The organism is Bacillus sp. FSL K6-1006, assembly GCF_038593175.1.
Lineage (GTDB): Bacteria > Bacillota > Bacilli > Bacillales > Bacillaceae > Bacillus > Bacillus safensis.
Genome location: NZ_CP151970.1, coordinates 604545 through 621556, shown reverse-complemented (window position 1 = coordinate 621556; position 17012 = coordinate 604545). Strand labels below are relative to the sequence as shown.

The 17012-nt window shown below is 39.9% G+C and carries 22 protein-coding genes; 10 read left to right on the top strand and 12 right to left on the bottom strand.

The window, feature by feature from the left end:
* Positions 1-94: 94 nt before the first annotated feature.
* On the bottom strand, positions 95-994 hold the full coding sequence (locus NSS65_RS03125) for a cation diffusion facilitator family transporter (RefSeq protein ID WP_034282879.1): 900 nt from the start codon (positions 992-994) through the stop codon (positions 95-97).
* A 482-nt stretch (positions 995-1476) separates the two neighbouring features.
* On the opposite strand from NSS65_RS03125, the gene gabP reads away from it, so the two are divergent.
* The 3 genes from gabP to NSS65_RS03110 all read left to right on the top strand — a co-directional run bounded on the left by gabP (position 1477) and on the right by NSS65_RS03110 (position 5141).
* Entirely contained in the window at positions 1477-2865 is a 1389-nt protein-coding gene (gabP, locus tag NSS65_RS03120) for a GABA permease (RefSeq protein WP_024424482.1), read from the top strand.
* A 98-nt stretch (positions 2866-2963) separates the two neighbouring features.
* Positions 2964-4496, top strand: a complete 1533-nt coding sequence (locus NSS65_RS03115; RefSeq protein WP_101676658.1) for a multicopper oxidase family protein — start codon at positions 2964-2966, stop codon at positions 4494-4496.
* A 273-nt stretch (positions 4497-4769) separates the two neighbouring features.
* A complete protein-coding gene (locus tag NSS65_RS03110; protein ID WP_095407866.1) occupies positions 4770-5141 on the top strand; it encodes a carboxymuconolactone decarboxylase family protein in 372 nt (123 codons plus the stop codon).
* Between the two features lie 214 nt (positions 5142-5355).
* Here NSS65_RS03110 and NSS65_RS03105 read toward each other — a convergent pair whose 3' ends face one another.
* Both NSS65_RS03105 and NSS65_RS03100 read right to left on the bottom strand, forming a co-directional pair.
* Positions 5356-6405, bottom strand: coding sequence for a hypothetical protein (locus tag NSS65_RS03105; protein WP_098676704.1), 1050 nt, complete (start codon positions 6403-6405; stop codon positions 5356-5358).
* Between the two features lie 73 nt (positions 6406-6478).
* Positions 6479-6847 carry an RlpA-like double-psi beta-barrel domain-containing protein gene (locus NSS65_RS03100; RefSeq protein ID WP_024424478.1) on the bottom strand — a complete coding sequence of 123 codons (369 nt, stop codon included), beginning with the start codon at positions 6845-6847 and terminating at the stop codon, positions 6479-6481.
* A 209-nt stretch (positions 6848-7056) separates the two neighbouring features.
* Here NSS65_RS03100 and NSS65_RS03095 point away from each other — a divergent pair, with 209 nt between their 5' ends.
* The 3 genes from NSS65_RS03095 to NSS65_RS03085 all read left to right on the top strand — a co-directional run bounded on the left by NSS65_RS03095 (position 7057) and on the right by NSS65_RS03085 (position 8812).
* On the top strand, positions 7057-7731 hold the full coding sequence (locus NSS65_RS03095) for a hypothetical protein (protein WP_024424477.1): 675 nt from the start codon (positions 7057-7059) through the stop codon (positions 7729-7731).
* Between the two features lie 124 nt (positions 7732-7855).
* Complete coding sequence (locus tag NSS65_RS03090) at positions 7856-8323, top strand: hypothetical protein (RefSeq protein WP_024426723.1); 468 nt, start codon at positions 7856-7858, stop codon at positions 8321-8323.
* A gap of 138 nt (positions 8324-8461) precedes the next feature.
* Positions 8462-8812, top strand: a complete 351-nt coding sequence (locus NSS65_RS03085; RefSeq protein ID WP_025092751.1) for a DUF4064 domain-containing protein — start codon at positions 8462-8464, stop codon at positions 8810-8812.
* Positions 8813-8842: 30 nt separating this feature from the next.
* Here the strand turns inward: NSS65_RS03085 and NSS65_RS03080 are convergent, their stop codons facing one another.
* Positions 8843-9286 carry a hypothetical protein gene (locus NSS65_RS03080; protein WP_139142212.1) on the bottom strand — a complete coding sequence of 148 codons (444 nt, stop codon included), beginning with the start codon at positions 9284-9286 and terminating at the stop codon, positions 8843-8845.
* A gap of 235 nt (positions 9287-9521) precedes the next feature.
* Between NSS65_RS03080 and NSS65_RS03075 the strand changes: the two genes are divergently transcribed.
* Positions 9522-10058 carry a hypothetical protein gene (locus NSS65_RS03075; protein WP_024426726.1) on the top strand — a complete coding sequence of 179 codons (537 nt, stop codon included), beginning with the start codon at positions 9522-9524 and terminating at the stop codon, positions 10056-10058.
* A 110-nt stretch (positions 10059-10168) separates the two neighbouring features.
* On the opposite strand, the gene NSS65_RS03070 is transcribed toward NSS65_RS03075, so the two are convergent.
* The 6 genes from NSS65_RS03070 to groES form a co-directional block, all read right to left on the bottom strand.
* A complete protein-coding gene (locus NSS65_RS03070) occupies positions 10169-10807 on the bottom strand; it encodes an FMN-binding negative transcriptional regulator (RefSeq protein WP_024426727.1) in 639 nt (212 codons plus the stop codon).
* Positions 10808-10827: 20 nt separating this feature from the next.
* The gene (locus NSS65_RS03065; RefSeq protein ID WP_024426728.1) at positions 10828-11346 is read right to left on the bottom strand and encodes a GNAT family N-acetyltransferase; all 519 of its coding nucleotides are present in this window, start codon (positions 11344-11346) and stop codon (positions 10828-10830) included.
* Between the two features lie 21 nt (positions 11347-11367).
* Positions 11368-11820 (bottom strand): MarR family transcriptional regulator, encoded by a 453-nt coding sequence (locus NSS65_RS03060; RefSeq protein WP_024426729.1) that lies wholly within the window; start codon positions 11818-11820, stop codon positions 11368-11370.
* 108 nt (positions 11821-11928) lie between these two features.
* Entirely contained in the window at positions 11929-12060 is a 132-nt protein-coding gene (locus NSS65_RS03055) for a hypothetical protein (RefSeq protein ID WP_255290936.1), read from the bottom strand.
* A gap of 138 nt (positions 12061-12198) precedes the next feature.
* The gene (groL, locus tag NSS65_RS03050; RefSeq protein ID WP_024424467.1) at positions 12199-13833 is read right to left on the bottom strand and encodes a chaperonin GroEL; all 1635 of its coding nucleotides are present in this window, start codon (positions 13831-13833) and stop codon (positions 12199-12201) included.
* Positions 13834-13887: 54 nt separating this feature from the next.
* A complete protein-coding gene (gene groES / locus NSS65_RS03045; protein ID WP_024426730.1) occupies positions 13888-14172 on the bottom strand; it encodes a co-chaperone GroES in 285 nt (94 codons plus the stop codon).
* Positions 14173-14401: 229 nt separating this feature from the next.
* On the opposite strand from groES, the gene NSS65_RS03040 reads away from it, so the two are divergent.
* From NSS65_RS03040 to NSS65_RS03030, 3 genes are read left to right on the top strand one after another with little or no spacing between them, the layout of a single operon-like run.
* The gene (locus NSS65_RS03040; RefSeq protein ID WP_326135356.1) at positions 14402-15136 is read left to right on the top strand and encodes a CPBP family intramembrane glutamic endopeptidase; all 735 of its coding nucleotides are present in this window, start codon (positions 14402-14404) and stop codon (positions 15134-15136) included.
* A complete protein-coding gene (locus NSS65_RS03035) occupies positions 15133-15327 on the top strand; it encodes a YdiK family protein (RefSeq protein ID WP_003213897.1) in 195 nt (64 codons plus the stop codon). The genes NSS65_RS03040 and NSS65_RS03035 overlap by 4 nt, the downstream gene beginning before the upstream one ends.
* A gap of 56 nt (positions 15328-15383) precedes the next feature.
* Positions 15384-15863 carry an NUDIX domain-containing protein gene (locus NSS65_RS03030; protein ID WP_251027202.1) on the top strand — a complete coding sequence of 160 codons (480 nt, stop codon included), beginning with the start codon at positions 15384-15386 and terminating at the stop codon, positions 15861-15863.
* Between the two features lie 186 nt (positions 15864-16049).
* Here the strand turns inward: NSS65_RS03030 and tatC are convergent, their stop codons facing one another.
* Both tatC and NSS65_RS03020 read right to left on the bottom strand, forming a co-directional pair.
* Positions 16050-16808: a twin-arginine translocase subunit TatC gene (gene tatC, locus NSS65_RS03025; RefSeq protein WP_098676753.1), complete on the bottom strand. Its 759-nt coding sequence runs from the start codon at positions 16806-16808 to the stop codon at positions 16050-16052.
* A gap of 6 nt (positions 16809-16814) precedes the next feature.
* Positions 16815-16994, bottom strand: a complete 180-nt coding sequence (locus tag NSS65_RS03020; protein ID WP_008355689.1) for a twin-arginine translocase TatA/TatE family subunit — start codon at positions 16992-16994, stop codon at positions 16815-16817.
* Positions 16995-17012: the final 18 nt, after the last annotated feature.

Sequence of the window (17012 nt, the reverse complement as noted above, 5' to 3'; positions counted from 1 at the left end):
TCCTATCACGTTTCTGTCAAATTTCATATAGTCTAACTTTACCATACAACGCGCATTTGCATATAACATCAGCACATATAAAAAAGAAGCCTTCTCACGATGGAAAAGACTTCTTCTCTTCTTTCGGCTCACTTGCTGGCTCCATATGAACATGAGAATGTAAAATATCATGCTCCTGCTTCATTCTACGTTCAATTTCATCTGCAATATCATGGCTTTCTGCTATGTTCAAGTTAGGCTCGACCTCAACCACTACATCCACATGGACTGTACTTCCAAGATAACGCGCTTTTATATCCTTTAAATCGCCCACTCCTGGTGTTGCTTCAATGGTCTCTTTATATTTAGACATATCTTTTATATGAAAACCGTCTGTTAACGAATGAGAGGCATCTCTGAAAATCTCCCACGCAGTTTTACAAATAATTAAGCCAATGACAAACGCTGCAAGCGTATCAATCCATGCCAGCTGAAATTGAGAAGCCATAATTCCTACAAATGTGCCAATACTTACATACGCATCTGATTTATTATCAGCAGCTGCCGCATGAAGAGCCTGGCTATTGATCCGTTTGGACAGATTGCGATTATAGATATACACACCGTACATCACAACAGCACTTCCTGCTGCTGTCCAAGCCGCGATCATATCCGGCGTTTGATGCTCAGATGAGAAGAGCGACTTGCCTGCACTCAGCAAAACCTGAAGCCCAACAAGCATCATGATAAAGGAAGCTACAAGAGACGCAATATTTTCCGCTCTAAAATGACCATACGGATGATCTTCATCAGGCGGCTTTTGAGAAATACGCAGCCCGATCAACACAGCAAGGGATGCAATAATATCCGTCGTGTTATTCAATCCATCTGCTGAAAGAGCCTCTGAATGAAACACATACCCAATAATGAGTTTGACCGCAGATAAGATCACATAGGCAATGATGCTGACCCAAGCACCTGTTTCACCTTGTCTTAATTCGTTATAGCGCTCCATGCTGAACCGCGCCTCCTCACACATCACTTTTCTATTATTTATCTTACAAAGCAAAGCCCGTGTGGGTCTACAGCAACATGATTCGCTTATGTCAGCAAAATAGGATAAATAGAAATGTGTTGACCTAAGCAAACTTATTTTTACAAGGTCAAATGACCTCAAGACCTACTCCTATCAACCTTTTTCCATTTCTCTTCGAAATAGACATATCGTCAAATCACTCTTCTTGGATAAATTATCAGAATAATTTTATTTTGGGACACAACTTCCCTCCTTCCTTATTTATGCTATTTTAAAAATAAACAGAGGGAAAAGAGGGAACATAATCTCTCAAATCCTTTCTACTTTTTAACATCATGTTAAGAGGTTTGAAATGTCAGTTTGATAACCTGTCCAATGCTGAATGACAATTCAGTATGATAAAATTTAAAATATTCTAAAAACAAATTCTCTATTCATGAGAAATGTTTGGAGGTAAAGAAATGTCCAACATGACAAACGGTCTTCAAAAAAACCTTAAAACAAGACATATTTCGATGATCTCCATTGCTGGGGTCATTGGGGCAGGGCTATTTGTTGGTAGCGGCGCTGTCATTCATTCTGCAGGGCCTGGATCCATTCTTTCCTATTCTTTTGCCGGACTTCTGGTGATCTTTATTATGAGAATGCTTGGAGAAATGGCATGTGCCTATCCGACAAGCGGTTCTTTCTCACAATATGCGAGCGATGCCATCGGTCCATGGGCCGGGTTTACAATCGGCTGGCTTTACTGGTTCTTCTGGGTGATCGTCATCGCCATCGAAGCCATTGCCGGTGCTGCCATTATTCAATATTGGTATGGAGATGCACCTGTATGGCTCACAAGTCTTATCCTCACAATCCTCTTAACATTAACAAATATCTTTTCTGTTAAATCTTTTGGCGAATTTGAGTATTGGTTTTCATTAATTAAAGTCGTCAGCATCATTCTCTTTCTACTCATTGGTTTTGCATTTATCTTTGGTTTTGGCGGTCATCATACTTCAGGTCTTGCCAATCTAACAGGGAACGGCGGTTTTCTTCCAAATGGATTCAGCTCTGTGTTACTCGGAATTGTCGTCGTCATCTTTTCCTTCATGGGAACGGAAATTGTGGCCATAGCGGCCGGTGAATCAGCAGACCCAGTCAAATCTGTGACGACAGCCACCCGCTCTGTTGTATGGCGTATTATCGTATTCTATGTCGGATCAATTGCTGTCGTTGTCACCTTGCTTCCTTGGAATTCCGCAAGTATTTTAACAAGCCCGTTCGTTGCGGTATTAGAATACATTGGTGTTCCATCAGCCGCTCAAGTCATGAACGTCATTGTCTTAACAGCTGTTCTATCTTGTTTAAACTCCGGGTTGTACACAACGTCCAGAATGCTTTATTCATTAGCAGAAAGAGGCGAAGCACCGAAACGTTTTATGAAAATCAGCAAACGTGGTGTTCCTGTAGCGGCTACAGTCGCAGGTACCTTCTTTTCCTACATTGCCGTCATGATGAACTACTTTTATCCTGAAACCATCTTTTTGTTCTTAGTCAATGCATCTGGCGCCATTGCTCTTCTTGTCTACTTGGTCATTGCCGTTTCTCAATTAAGAATGCGACGCAAAATCGAAAAAGAAAATCCAGAACAGCTCAAAATCAAAATGTGGCTGTTCCCATACCTCACGTACTTTACCATTTTGGTCATTTGCGCCATCTTGGCATCGATGCTGTTTATCGAATCTATGCGGCCACAGCTCATTTTGACGAGTATCATTACCTTTGGTGTACTGGCTGCTTATTTCATCTTTAAACCGAATAAAAAAGTGCCTGCAAATGCGGCGCTTGAAAATAAACACCCGTAATTTCTCCCGCTGAAAAGCGGGTTTTTTTATTTTATTCACCTATTTGGATGTCCGCACTTATACTGTATCAAATTGAATTTAAGTGAGGATTAGTCAACATGAACCTAGAAAAATTTGTTGACGAGCTTCCAATTCCAGAAGTCGCGAAGCCCGTCAAAAAGAACCCAAGACAAACGTATTATGAAATTGCTATGGAGGAGGTATTCTTAAAAGTTCATAGAGACCTGCCCCCAACCAAGCTATGGACCTATAATGGCAGCTTGCCTGGTCCAACCATTAAAGCCAATCGAAATGAAAAGGTCAAAGTGAAATGGATGAACAAATTGCCATTGAAACATTTTCTGCCTGTCGATCACACCATCCACTCCGGTCATCACGATGAACCAGAGGTGAAAACAGTCGTTCATCTGCATGGCGGCGTCACACCAGCAAGCAGTGACGGCTACCCAGAGGCCTGGTTTTCACGGGACTTTGAAGCAACCGGTCCTTTTTTTGAAAGAGAGACTTACGTCTATCCAAATCATCAGCAAGCCTGCACATTGTGGTATCACGATCATGCAATGGCACTGACACGACTAAATGTGTACGCCGGTTTAGCTGGGTTTTATTTGATCTCAGATCCATTTGAAAAGTCTTTAGAGCTTCCGAAAGATGACTATGACATTCCTTTAATGATTATGGACCGTACGTTTCAGGAGGATGGCTCACTGTTTTATCCTAGCAGACCAAACGACACGCCAGAGGACAGTGACATTCCAGACCCATCCATCGTGCCCTTTTTTTGTGGAGAAACGATCTTAGTCAATGGAAAAGTATGGCCATATTTAGAAGTAGAGCCGCGAAAATACCGTTTTCGTATTTTAAATGCGTCCAATACTAGAACTTACGAGCTACATCTAGATAACGACGCTACAATCCTGCAAATTGGTTCCGATGGGGGCTTTTTGCCAAGACCCGTTCGCCATCAATCCTTTAGCATCGCGCCTGCTGAACGTTTCGATGTCATCATCGACTTTTCAGCTTACGAAAACAAAACGATCACTCTCAAAAATACAGCCGGCTGCGGACAGGATGTGAATCCTGAAACAGATGCGAACATTATGCAATTCAAAGTCACACGTCCACTAAAAGGGAGAGTACCTAAAACCTTACGTCCGATTTTCAAACCGCTGCCACCGCTTCGGCCAAGTCGAGCTGATAGAGAGCGTACACTCACACTTACCGGCACGCAGGATAAATACGGCCGCCCTATCCTATTGCTCGATAACCAATTTTGGAATGACCCTGTCACAGAAAATCCTCGTCTTGGCAGTCTAGAGGTTTGGTCTATCGTCAATCCAACCAGAGGGACACACCCTATTCATTTGCATCTTGTTCAATTTAGGGTTTTAGACAGAAGGCCATTTGATACAGAAGTCTATCAATCGACAGGAGAAATCGTGTATACAGGACCAAACGAAGCGCCTCCTTTACATGAACAAGGCTACAAGGACACCATTCAGGCGCATGCAGGTGAAGTCATTCGGATCGTTGCTCGATTTGTTCCATACAGCGGCCGATATGTGTGGCATTGTCATATTTTAGAACATGAAGATTATGACATGATGAGGCCGATGGATATCATTCAGTAAAAATGAAACCACTCTTCCACTAAATGCGTAGAACTTATGAAACTGCTGATTACAAAGGGGCTAACGGACATCCATTCATTAGCCCTTTTATGATCCATTTCAAAATGGAAAAATAAATCGCATGAATCATTCCTTTGAAGAGCGTTCCATACTTAAAAAGTTGACGCAGCAAACCGATAATACTACTATATACCCATTACATCTATCAAAAGGCACATAAGCCATAATGAACGAACAAATGGAAAATTGCGATAAAAAACGGAGGAGTTCAATTTGAATGAAGAAAAAGAGACTTGCCAGGTCAAACAAGAAACAGCGGCAGGTAACAGAGAGAAGCTTTCAATCCATGAGAACGAGAGCATTCGGTCAAACATTGAACAACTAACCATTGAACTCAGTGAACAAAAAGAATTCAATCACTTCATATTAGATGAAAAACAAAAGGCCATCAGCACATTATCTTCCCTCATCACAAAAGGCAATTGTGATGAAGACTTAAAGACTCATTTTGAACAAGCATTACATATCGGACTTTCTGTTATAGAGATTATGGAGATTATTAAACACTGTACAAAGGTTGCTGGTTTCCCTCACTCCATTAATGCCCTGTTTATCTTTCAAAACTTATTAGATGAAAACAAATAAAACAGAGAAAACGAGATGTCATCAGTCCTCTCGTTTTTTTATGTTCACTCATATTACTCTTTTTCTTTTCCTCTGTCACATAAGCAAAATATGAAAATAGCCCTCGTATCACTGCTTAAAAATTGATTTTCCATCTATAAATCCACCATTTCTCCAGCATTTCAAGTGACAAAATAAAAAAACGTCCAGTTATATAAGTAACTGAACGTTTCCTTTATCGATTGACAGTGAAATTGTTAACGATTCCGCCATCCTTCTCCCAAGCGGCTTCCACCGTTTTCTTCTTCATATTGTATTCAAAAATCGTTCTTACCTTCGCCTTTCGTCCGGTGTCATCCTTTAATTCTTCTGCGTTTTTTGCAACACCTAAGAAATAAACAGACGACCCGTCAGTAGAAAATTGCGGCTGTGCAGCACTTAAAATATGAACATCCTGGCTGTTTTTAACGAGTGTCGTCGTTTTTCCAGTTTCTACATCAAGCAACTTAATCGAGGATATTTCTTTTTCTTTACGAACCTTTACTTCTGTATAAATCAATTTCTTATGATCTGGAGAAAATGAAATATCATTGATCGTTTGTGAGATACGTGCAATGCGTTTCCCCTTCTCACCTGTTTGAAGGGTGATTTTCATGGTTGTTGGTTCAGGATCTCTGCCCTTTTCATTTGCTTCATCGGTTTTTTGATAATCTTCTTTTAAAGAATAATGCTGGATCGCCAAATCATTCGAAGTCGGATCATATGCAAAAGAACTCACCGTATCATCCTTGCTTTTTTCCGGATACAGCTCTTTCATTTTGTGTGTTTTCAAATCAAAAGATGCGACATAAAATTGCTCTCCAGAATCCTTGTTATACCTTAGAAATAACTTCTTTCCGTCACCAGACAGCCTCATACTGTCGATAGAATCATCACTCGTAAACAGTGTTTTTTCTTCTTCAGATTTCACATTTAATTCCCGAATACTCACCTTTTGCGTGTCTTCATCCGTATACGTGTAATATAAAACCTGTTTCGTAGAATCATAAGCAATCGAAGGATATGCTGTCAGTTTCTCCGTATGAAGCGCCCGATCATGCAAGTAATAAGTATTGTTTAACTTTTGATCTGTAAATGAAACGAGCAATTCGTCTTTTGCATCTTGATTTGTTTTGACTTTCCCTGTATGTTTCGCCTCTTGCCCAGGCTTCATCATGAAGAAAATAACTGCCGCAATCACTGCGACGCCAATGACTGTGATGATCCACCATGTTGATTTTTTCATTGCCTTTCAGACCCTCTCTACAAGAAAAGAAGCCAGAAAATGAACTTTTCCCGCTTCTTTGCATGCCTATGTATTAATAAGTGTAATGCCCTTTTACGACACCTTTACTTGTTTTATACCCAAGTGCTTTGAATGCTTTTGGACTTACGTCTAGTACAGCATTTGGCATTCTGCCTACATCATATTTATATACTGTAATCACTTTATGTGGTTTCGCTTTTGTTGTCACTCTTAGTTTTGTACCTTTTTTCGGTACGTCAAAGCCCATTTTAGTTGCTGCATCCCAATGACCGAGTTTTTTTCCATCTGCGCCTTTTTTGCCGACACCATTATACCAAGTAATATTGCCGCTTACTTTTTTTGCACTTGCTCCATGTGAGAAACTGAATGCTAAAAATAAACTAGCTACTGTTACGATTGTCGTGATAAGCTTTTTATTCATTAAGAAATCCTCCGTTTTTGGTTTCTGCACTCATTATACATGAAGATGAACCCAGTTATTTTACAGACACATTACAATTCAAATACAAGTTGACCACTTTATGACCGATAAAGTTCATAAATACTACCATAAACAGTCAGAACATGGTAAGCAGCCCCCCTCTTTCATTTTATATAATAAAAGTGAATCAAATTTAAGGGGGAATTTTCATGAAAAAGTGTTTCACCGTTTTGATTGTAAGTTTGGCCTTCGTTTTGATGTTTTCAAGTCTTCCTGCCTCAGCGGCTAGTCCTCGTCACGGCGCCATTGTGACGCAAACAGATGAAGCCAAATGGTCAGGTATCTCTGCTGATATTGTCCTTCCGAAAACAGCCACCATTAAAAACGGCTATGCGGACTGGTATCTCGGTCTCGGCTCTGCTGTAGTAGAGAGCGGTATTTCAAAAACGTCTTCTGGCTATAAAGTTTTTCTAGGCAGCGGCTCACAAGGCGGCAGTAAATACTGGAACAGCGAATACGATACAAGCATTAAAGATGGCGCACGTGTCAACTTAAAGCTCATCAACAATGGTGATGGTACGGTGTCACTATATGTCAATGGGAAACTGCGCTATAAGCAGCCTGTTTACAACCCTAGCCGTCTGAAAAACCTTGATGTTGTCAAAATGGTACATGGCGTACAGGATAATGGAACAAACAGCTATTCACAAGCAAGCTTTTCGAATGTACAGCTTCGTGCAAATACATCAGGAAGTGTCTATAAAAATTGGGACGGGTCAATCAAATCGTCACTTTTACGTAAAAATTTAGAATCTGGTGCCGCAGCTCCTAAATTCACCGTCATTTCTTCTATCCCATTAAGTACAAGCCTTTCAGCACAATAAGAAAAAAGCACCCTCCATTGGGTGCTTTTTATTGTTCACAGCTTATCAACACTTCTCTTTTAATCAAAACAAAGATTCGTGGTAACATAAACATACAACATTCGACGAAAAAAGGAGAACGAACGTGAAAAAAAGTCTACTTGTTTTCATGAGTCTAGTTGCAAGTCTCTCCATTCTAGCAGCTTGCTCAAATACGACAAAAGAACAAAAACCAGAATCTAAAGCACTTCCAACGATTAATGAACGCATTCAAAAGGAAACGAAAGAAGTGATGGAGCAGTCTAAGCTCATCAAAGACACTGACATCACCGTTGATCAAAAGAAAAAAATCATTTCTTTAAACGTAACGGCTTCCTCTGATACCAATAGTGATTACGCTGAAGTCATCGGTTTAAACTTTGCAAAAACGCTGGCCATTGGAGCATCAACTGAAAAAGAAAACAATCTGCATAAACCTGAAAATGACAGCCTCGGCGCCCTCTATTCCTTTTATGACCTAAACATCACCGTGAAACAAGAAAACGGCAAGGTGCTGGCAAAGGGAACGAAAAAAACAAATGAAACAAAAATCACTTGGGAGAGAGCCCAATAATTGGACAAGAAAATCCTTTATGGATTTTCTTGTTTTTTTTAACAAAACTATTAACTTTATGAAAAGAATGCCGATTAGTAAGATTGTGTTGGTTCTTAAGTACCAATAATTCTTATTTACATATCGGAGGAAAGTATCATGAAAAGAACAACTGAATTTGTTTTAGGTTTAATTGGAGGTATTTTTGGATTTTTCGGCGCAATGTTCGCTCTTGCTTTCGGAGGAATCGATGCAGCATTTAGCGATTCAGGCACGAGTGAAATTACAGGATTAGGCTGGGCAGCAATGCTTTTCTCTATTCTTGCCATTGTCTCATCTGTCATTGTAAAGAAAAAAGCAAAGCTTGGTGGAATTTTATTATTAGTATCTGCTGTAGGCGGCATTATTTCTATTTCTATGTTCTTCATCCTTCCAGCTGTATTAATCATCATTGCAGGCTGCATGGGCGTGTTTAGAAAAGAGCCTGTCGTCAATAACACAACTGCATAAAAATAGAGAATAAAGCTTGTAGAGATTGCTCTACAAGCCTTTTCTCTCTACTCTTTGTAATTCATATTGAATGGCATCAACTAACTCTATTATGTTTTCATCTGTCCAAAGATCCAACATAAATAATATATCATTCACCATGTGTGACAAATCTTCTTGGCTCATCAATTCTTCTTTGTAAGCAGGGACAACAAAGAAATAGAGTAGATCAGCCAATTCAAGAACGACACGTACATCTTTTTCATCCATGATGGCTTTATGCAAAGAATGAATCAGCCATTTGAGGTCTTCATGAATTTCAATAGGAACATACATCAATTGGTGTATTTCATCGGTATCCCTCTCACTTAGAATCCTCTCAGCAGATTCCTTTGAAAGAGCCCCAACTGTATTTGAAGATATATTCAGAAACAAGAATTCATGTTGATCCTCTCTATTAACCGTCTTGATTGACGAACCTTCCATCTCAATCACTCCCAATCCCTTATAATAATTCTATTATAAGGAAATTCAAGTTCGTTTTAAGTCACAAGAAGTGGATTTTATGTAATTTTAAGCTAACTGGTTTATAAAAAACACTCCAAAACAATTATTTTCTATTTTTATCATTTTTTGTTGATTTACAAGTACTTTTATCCTATTATAATAGTCATGATCAATATATAAGCACAGGACGCTTATATAAATTAAACAAAAGGGGATTTTCATTTTGAAGAAATTCTATGCTTTATTTTTAGCTTTAGGGCTAACATTTACACTGGCTGCTTGCGGCTCAACAGAAGATGTGTCTACAGGTGCATCTAAAGAAAAAGAGTCTACAAGCACAAAAACACAATCAAAAAACAAAAAAGACGATGGTTCAAAGAAAATAAATGCGAGCAAACACAAAACAACTGCTCAAGGAATGAAAGTAAACCTTGGCGAGATTAAAATTATGAAGGATAGAATCAATGTTGGGATGAATATCGAAAATACGACAGATAAAGTTCTAAACTTCTATCCAGATCAAGGTAAAGTTGTAGCTGGAAGCATGCAATTAGATGCCAATATGTTTATGACTGATGGTGATATTGGTGGCGAAGTTGAAGGTGGCGTTAAACAAGATGGTGTTATTCAATTCTTAGCTCCTGAGGGCAAAGAGATCAACATTAAAAATATCAAAGAATTAAAGCTGAAATTTGGAAATGTCACAACTGACGATTACATGAATAGTAAAGATGTAACCTTCACAGTTAAAGTAAAATAATTTGTTTCATTAAAGCCCTTGAATGATGAGGGCTTTTTTATTTATCATCACAAAAAAACACTTTCCTAGAAGAAAGTGTTTAAGTAACGTTCTCATTCATTTTTAGCGCTTCATAAGAATAACTGATCTTTCGAGAAGCCTCTTACACGGAACTCTCTTTTCATCGCCTCAGCCATTTCCACTTCACCCTCTGCCTCCAGCTTTTCAATGATGCGGTCATAATCCCTTTCGTGGCGATTTTGGCTTAATTTGAAAGCAGCCTGAACTTCATCAATGATGATTTTAAAACCTACAATGCCTTTCATTTGCTTCTCTAACAGTTCCTCAGACAACGTATCCCATAACACCGGCTGTTCCCTGCGAGTTTCGTATGTCTCCAGCATTGTGGTTAATTCCTTAACCAGTTCCGATTTTTCAAGCAGTTCCGCCTTTCCATAACCATGAACAGCCTGGTAATTCCATGTTGGTACTGCTTCTTTTTCATACCATGAAGAGGATATGTAGGCATGCGGCCCTTGAAAGATGACGAGCGTCTTCTCGCTCTCTTCAAACGTTTTCCACTGAGGATTCCCAATCGCCATATGCCCTGAGATCACATACGAATCGTCAACTTGATGAAAACTCAACGGAATATGTGTCGCAATGGGCTTTCCATTCGATGTCGTCACAACTGTTGCAAATGAATGAGATTGAATAAATGATTTGATTTTCTCCATATCTTTCACTTGAAAAAATGATGGAACATGCATGTACCCTTCCCCCTTTTTGATCAGCTCAATGTTTTGGTCATAATGAAATCCATTTGCTCTTCGTCCCCCATGAGAAAGGCGTGCACCCCTGTTTGAACAAACCCATGCTTTTGATAGAAAGCGATGGCCGCTCTATTGTGCTCCCACACCCCAAGCCAAACATCCCGTTTATGATGATTTTTCGCAATTTCAATGGCTTGATCGATTAAATATTTGCCTAATCCTTGCTTTTGAAAGGATTGCTTAATATAAATTCTTTCAATCTCTAACGCGTCATCGCCCATCTCTTCTGATTGGGCATCATTCATATTGATCTTCAAATAACCAGCTACTTCCCCATTCACTTGAACAAAATAAAACTGTGAAGAAGGGTGCTGTAATTCCTTTAACAGCTGGTTTAGGTGAAAAGCTGTCTTCACGTAAGCTTCGATATGTTCCACTTTGTTTTGATCCAGAAAGGTTTCTTTAAACGTATTGATCCCTATTTTCTGAAGCTCCTTTACATGTTGTACATTGCACCGAATGAAATTGACGGTCATAAAGTCGTCCCTCCTTATTAATTAGTAGCTTCTCTTTATCCCTTTTTTCACATCTTCCCAGTCCTTTTCTATATTCTTTCGCACCCTTAGAAGATACTCATAAATCTGTTCCGCTTCTTCCTCAGAAAACCCACTGAGCGCCACTTGATTCGAATAATCATGTTCTCGTTTGATCATTGGGTAGACCGTTTTCCCTTTTTCAGTTGGAAACAGCTTTTTGATTTTTTTATTCACACGATCATCTTTTTTCTCAATAAACCCATGCAGTTCTAGCTTTTTGATAGCCCGAGCCGCCGTAGTTCGATCCACCTTAATCATTTCCGCCAGCTTTTCCTGAATGATACCAGGCTCCTCACAAATACGCACAAGATACAAATACTGCCCCTTCGTTAAATCGTATTCTTTAAATTCAATATTACTTATGGAATCAAGCGCACGAGCAATCACGCCGATCTCCCGCAAAATCTCTTTCATGTACCTCGTCTCCTTTTGTTGCATTTACAACAAACAACTAAAATCAGTATAACCAATTAATGTTGTATTTGCAATAAAAAACCCACCCTCCAATTGGAAGTGGGTTTTTTATTTATCACGCTTCTTTGATCCAAACACTCCAAACACGACGGCCAGTGCAACAATAATCGCTACCCATGTAGTGAAGCCCATATGATCACCGCTTTTCTTTTTAAAATACCGTATCGGGTAAAAACCCATGAAATCACTTACTCTTATTTTAACGATTGAAAAGCAGAAAAGGTTTCAATTCAGCAGCCCTGATACTTTTTATTGCATGTGATCAAATTCATGAAGACATAACAAAAACCCCTATATTTCAAGGGGTTTTCGAGGGTGTTACATCATTCCGCCCATTCCACCCATGCCGCCCATATCTGGCATTCCGCCGCCTGAGCCGCCTTCTTCTGGTTTGTCAGCAACGACTGCTTCAGTTGTTAGAAGCATTGCTGCTACAGAAGCTGCGTTTTGAAGTGCAGAGCGAGTTACTTTTGTTGGGTCAACGATTCCTTTTTCGATCATGTTTACCCATTCGTTTGTTGCTGCGTTGAAGCCTACGCCAATTTCTTCGTTTTTCAAGCGCTCAACGATAACAGATCCTTCAAGACCTGCGTTGTGAGCGATTTGACGAATTGGCTCTTCAAGAGAACGTAGAACGATGTTCACACCTGTTTGAACGTCACCATCAGCTTCGATTGAAGCGACTTTGTTGTATACATTCACAAGTGCTGTACCACCACCGGATACGATACCTTCTTCAACTGCTGCGCGAGTTGAGTTCAGTGCATCCTCGATGCGTAGTTTACGCTCTTTTAGTTCTGTTTCAGTAGCAGCACCAACTTTGATGACAGCGACGCCGCCAGCTAGTTTTGCAAGACGTTCTTGTAATTTTTCTTTATCGAATTCAGAAGTTGTTTCTTCTACTTGAGCACGGATTTGGTTCACACGTGCTGCAATTTGAGCAGAATCTCCTGAGCCCTCTACGATTGTTGTGTTTTCTTTTGTCACAACAACTTTAGACGCGCGGCCAAGCTGACCGATTTCAGTTGATTTCAGGTCAAGTCCTAGGTCTTCTGTGATTAATTCTCCGCCAGTTAGAACAGAGATGTCTTCAAGCATTGCTTTACGACGATCACCGAATCCAGGTGCTTTTACTGCCACTGCGTTGAATGTACCACGAAGTTTGTTCACAACAAGAGTTGCAAGTGCTTCGCCTTCTACATCTTCAGCAATGAGCAATAATGGTTTTCCTTGTTGTACAACTTGCTCAAGTACAGGAAGGATTTCTTGAATGTTTGTGATCTTTTTATCCGTAATTAAGATGTAAGGATTTTCAAGAACCGCTTCCATCTTATCAGAATCCGTCACCATGTATGGTGAAGCATATCCGCGGTCAAATTGCATACCTTCAACCACTTCAAGCTCAGTTGTGAATCCTTTAGATTCTTCAATTGTGATAACTCCGTCGTTACCTACACGTTCCATAGCTTCTGCGATTAGGCTGCCGACTTCTTCATCTGCTGCAGAAATAGCCGCAACTTGAGCAATTGATTCTTTGCCTTCGATTGGTTTAGAAATCTCGTGCAAGCCTTCAAGTGCTACTTTCACTGCTTCTTCGATCCCTTTACGCACGCCAACAGGGTTTGCACCAGCTGTTACGTTTTTCAGACCTTCACGGATCATCGCTTGAGCTAGAACTGTTGCAGTCGTAGTACCGTCACCAGCTACGTCGTTTGTTTTGCTTGCAACTTCAGCCACAAGTTTTGCACCCATGTTTTCAAATGCATCTTCTAATTCGATTTCTTTTGCAATCGTTACACCATCATTTGTGATAAGTGGAGAACCGAATTTTTTCTCAAGAACCACGTTACGTCCTTTAGGTCCTAAAGTTACTTTTACAGCATCTGCAAGTGCATCTACACCGCGTAACATCGCGCGACGTGCTTCTTCACTGAACTTAATATCTTTTGCCATAATAACGAAACCTCCTCAGTCTTTTTAAAAATTTATCTCAATTTTTTTATGTGATTAGCCAATAACGGCTAAAATGTCGCTCTCACGAAGGATTAAATATTCTTTGCCTTCATATTTCACTTCAGTGCCTGCATATTTTGAGAAGATAATGCGGTCGCCTGTGCTTACTTCTAACGCAACGCGCTCACCACTTTCAAGTACACGCCCTGAACCTGCTGCAACAATTTTACCTTCTTGCGGTTTTTCTTTTGCAGAATCCGGTAAAACAATACCGCTAGCGGTTTTTTCCTCAGATTCAACGAGTTCAATGATTACGCGATCGCCTAATGGCTTTAACATAAGAAACAACCTCCTCAATTTTTATATGTAGTCTTTTTTAGCACTCATCACCAGAGAGTGCTAACACATTTATTATAATAAAGAATGTCTTCTGCAATTTCAAGTAAAAACCTTTAAAAATTTTTACGCTTTCACGATCTTTTTTGATCTCAGATTCTTTCCTTTTCATCGAAAAAGGAGACTTGTGTTACAATAAATCTAGTTCTTTTAGTAAAGGGGTTTTCGTTACTTGAAAAAACAATATTGGTACATCATCTTAACGTATATATTGGTGCAGGTTTCTGCGTTTCCTTATGTGCTCATTATGAAGTGGCTGGGATTCATTCAATCACCGATGACTCAAACAGAGCTTTCAAAATTATCAGGAACGTGGACAATCATCAGTTTTTGTATCGGATTGATCATTATTCTGCTCCTCCTTCGAACCGTCCCAAAAGCTTCACTGCGAAATGAAGCGCCAGTTTCAATCGGTTCTGCTATCGCATGGATCATTGGCGGTTTCTTTCTTTCCCTCTTTGCACAATCAATTGCGGGGGCGATTGAACAATATGCATTCGGCATTGGCCGTGAGTCAGAAAATACGCAAACCATTTTATCCATTATGGATGCCGTTCCTTGGCTTGTGATCGTCATCGCCCTGATTGGTCCAATCTTAGAGGAAATCATTTTCCGTAAAATCATCTTTGGTGTGATTTATGAAAAAACGAATTTTTTCATTGGAGCACTTGCCAGTTCAGTGGTTTTTGCTGCTGTACACTATGATTTTCCCCATATCTTGCTCTATACCGCAATGGGCTTTACCTTTGCCTTTTTATATGCGAAAACAAAACGAATCATTGTTCCAATCGGCGCTCACATGCTGATGAATTCACTTGTCGTTCTTGTGCAGATTGAGCCAGTGAAAAAAATGATTGAAGAACAATCTCAAACCATGCAAATGATTATTGGAGGCTTTTTCTCATGAGAAACCCAGTCGTATGGGGCATCATTTATTTTGCCGTAGGTGTCGCTTTCACCTATATGGCCATTCAAAACCCAGGTGACATGTGGTCATTTTACAGTATTTTGCTGATGGTGTTTGCGGCCTATAATATCAATATCGCGCTTAAAATGTTTGCCTTCTCTGTCAAACTCAAAAAACAACAGCAAAAATAAATGAAAAACCATTTTCCACTGTTGGAAAATGGTTTTTTTATGGAGGATGTATCTTCATGGAACATGAAAAACTTCGTATATTCAATGATCAGCATGAAACAATTGGAGCTGCCGCTCGTTCAGTTGTCCACGCCCAAGGCCATTGGCATGAAACATTTCATTTCTGGCTTCTTAAAAAAGAGCATAACACCGTATATCTCTATTTTCAGCTAAGAAGTCCCGCAAAAAAGGATTTTCCTTCTCTGTTTGATATCACCGCAGCGGGCCATCTTCTCGCAGATGAACAGCCTTCTGGTGGCTTAAGAGAGGTAGAAGAAGAACTTGGTCTTTCCATCCCTTTTGAGAACCTCACCTTTGCAGGTGTCATACAGGATGAAATCCATATGCCTTCGTTCATCGATCGTGAGTTCTGCCATGTGTACCTTTATATGAATCAAGTTGAGCACATGGAAGTTCATCTACAGAAAGAAGAAGTCGCTGGTCTCTACAGAGCAAAGCTGCTTGATGCGCAGCAGCTGTTTAACAGGGACATGTGAAAGAATTCGAATCGAGGGCTTTCAAGTTGATGCAAACGAAGAACGACGTGAGGAAAGCATCGAAGTGAGTGTTCATGATTTTGTCCCGCATGTGCCCGCCTATTATGAGCACCTCTTTCACGCGATCAATCAATTTCTTATACAATAGAAAAAGCATCGTGATCCTCATTGGATCATGATGCTTTTTTATGAAACATAATGTTTTTCTTTCTCCTCTGTTTGCTGCATTTTGCGGTAGGTCACTCTTGAAATGATAATGCTCACTTCATATAAAACGAGCATTGGCAAGGTGACCATGAGGTGAGAAACAAGCTCTGGCGGTGTAATAAGTGCGGCAATGACAAGGAGGACAAAATAGGCATACTTCCGTATTTTTGATAAAAACATCGGTGTGATGATACCAAGTCTTGTGAGAAACATCAACACGACGGGCATCTGAAACAAAAAGCCAAATGGAAGTGTTAACTGCATCAGAAATGTAAAATACTCATGAATCCCAATGACTTGCTCTACATTTAAATCATTCGACATTCGCATCATAAAGTCGACGACAAACGGAAACAAAATAAAATAAGAGAAAGCCACACCGCTCAAAAATAAAAGCAGTGCAATCGGAATGTAAGCAAGTGTCACCTTTCTTTCTTTTTCATATAAGCCAGGACTCACAAACGCCCACAGCTGATATAAAATAACGGGACACGTCAAAACCAAAGCAATGACAAATGCGAACTGCATAAACACGTACAGTGGATCTGTAAGCTTAAATGCGTTCAGCGTGAGTGTTGCCGCTTCATCGGTATTTTGTAAATACACAATGACCGGCTTCGCGAGAAAAAAACCAGCCACCATAAAGGCGACAAAAAACATCGCAATGATCACTAAGCGTTTTCGCAGTTCCACAATATGCTCCATAAGCGGCATATCTTTGACATTCATGAAGCTCATCCTATTCTACTGATCTTCTTTTTTCTTTTTTTCTTCCTGATCATCAGCTAAGCCTTTTGTGGCATTTTTGAATTCACGTAGTGTATCTCCTGCTGCTCTTCCTAATTCAGGAAGCTTTTTCGGCCCAAAAATAATGAGCGCTACAATCGCAATCAGAATCAAACTCCCAGGACCGATCGGACCCATTTGCTCCACCCCCTTTAC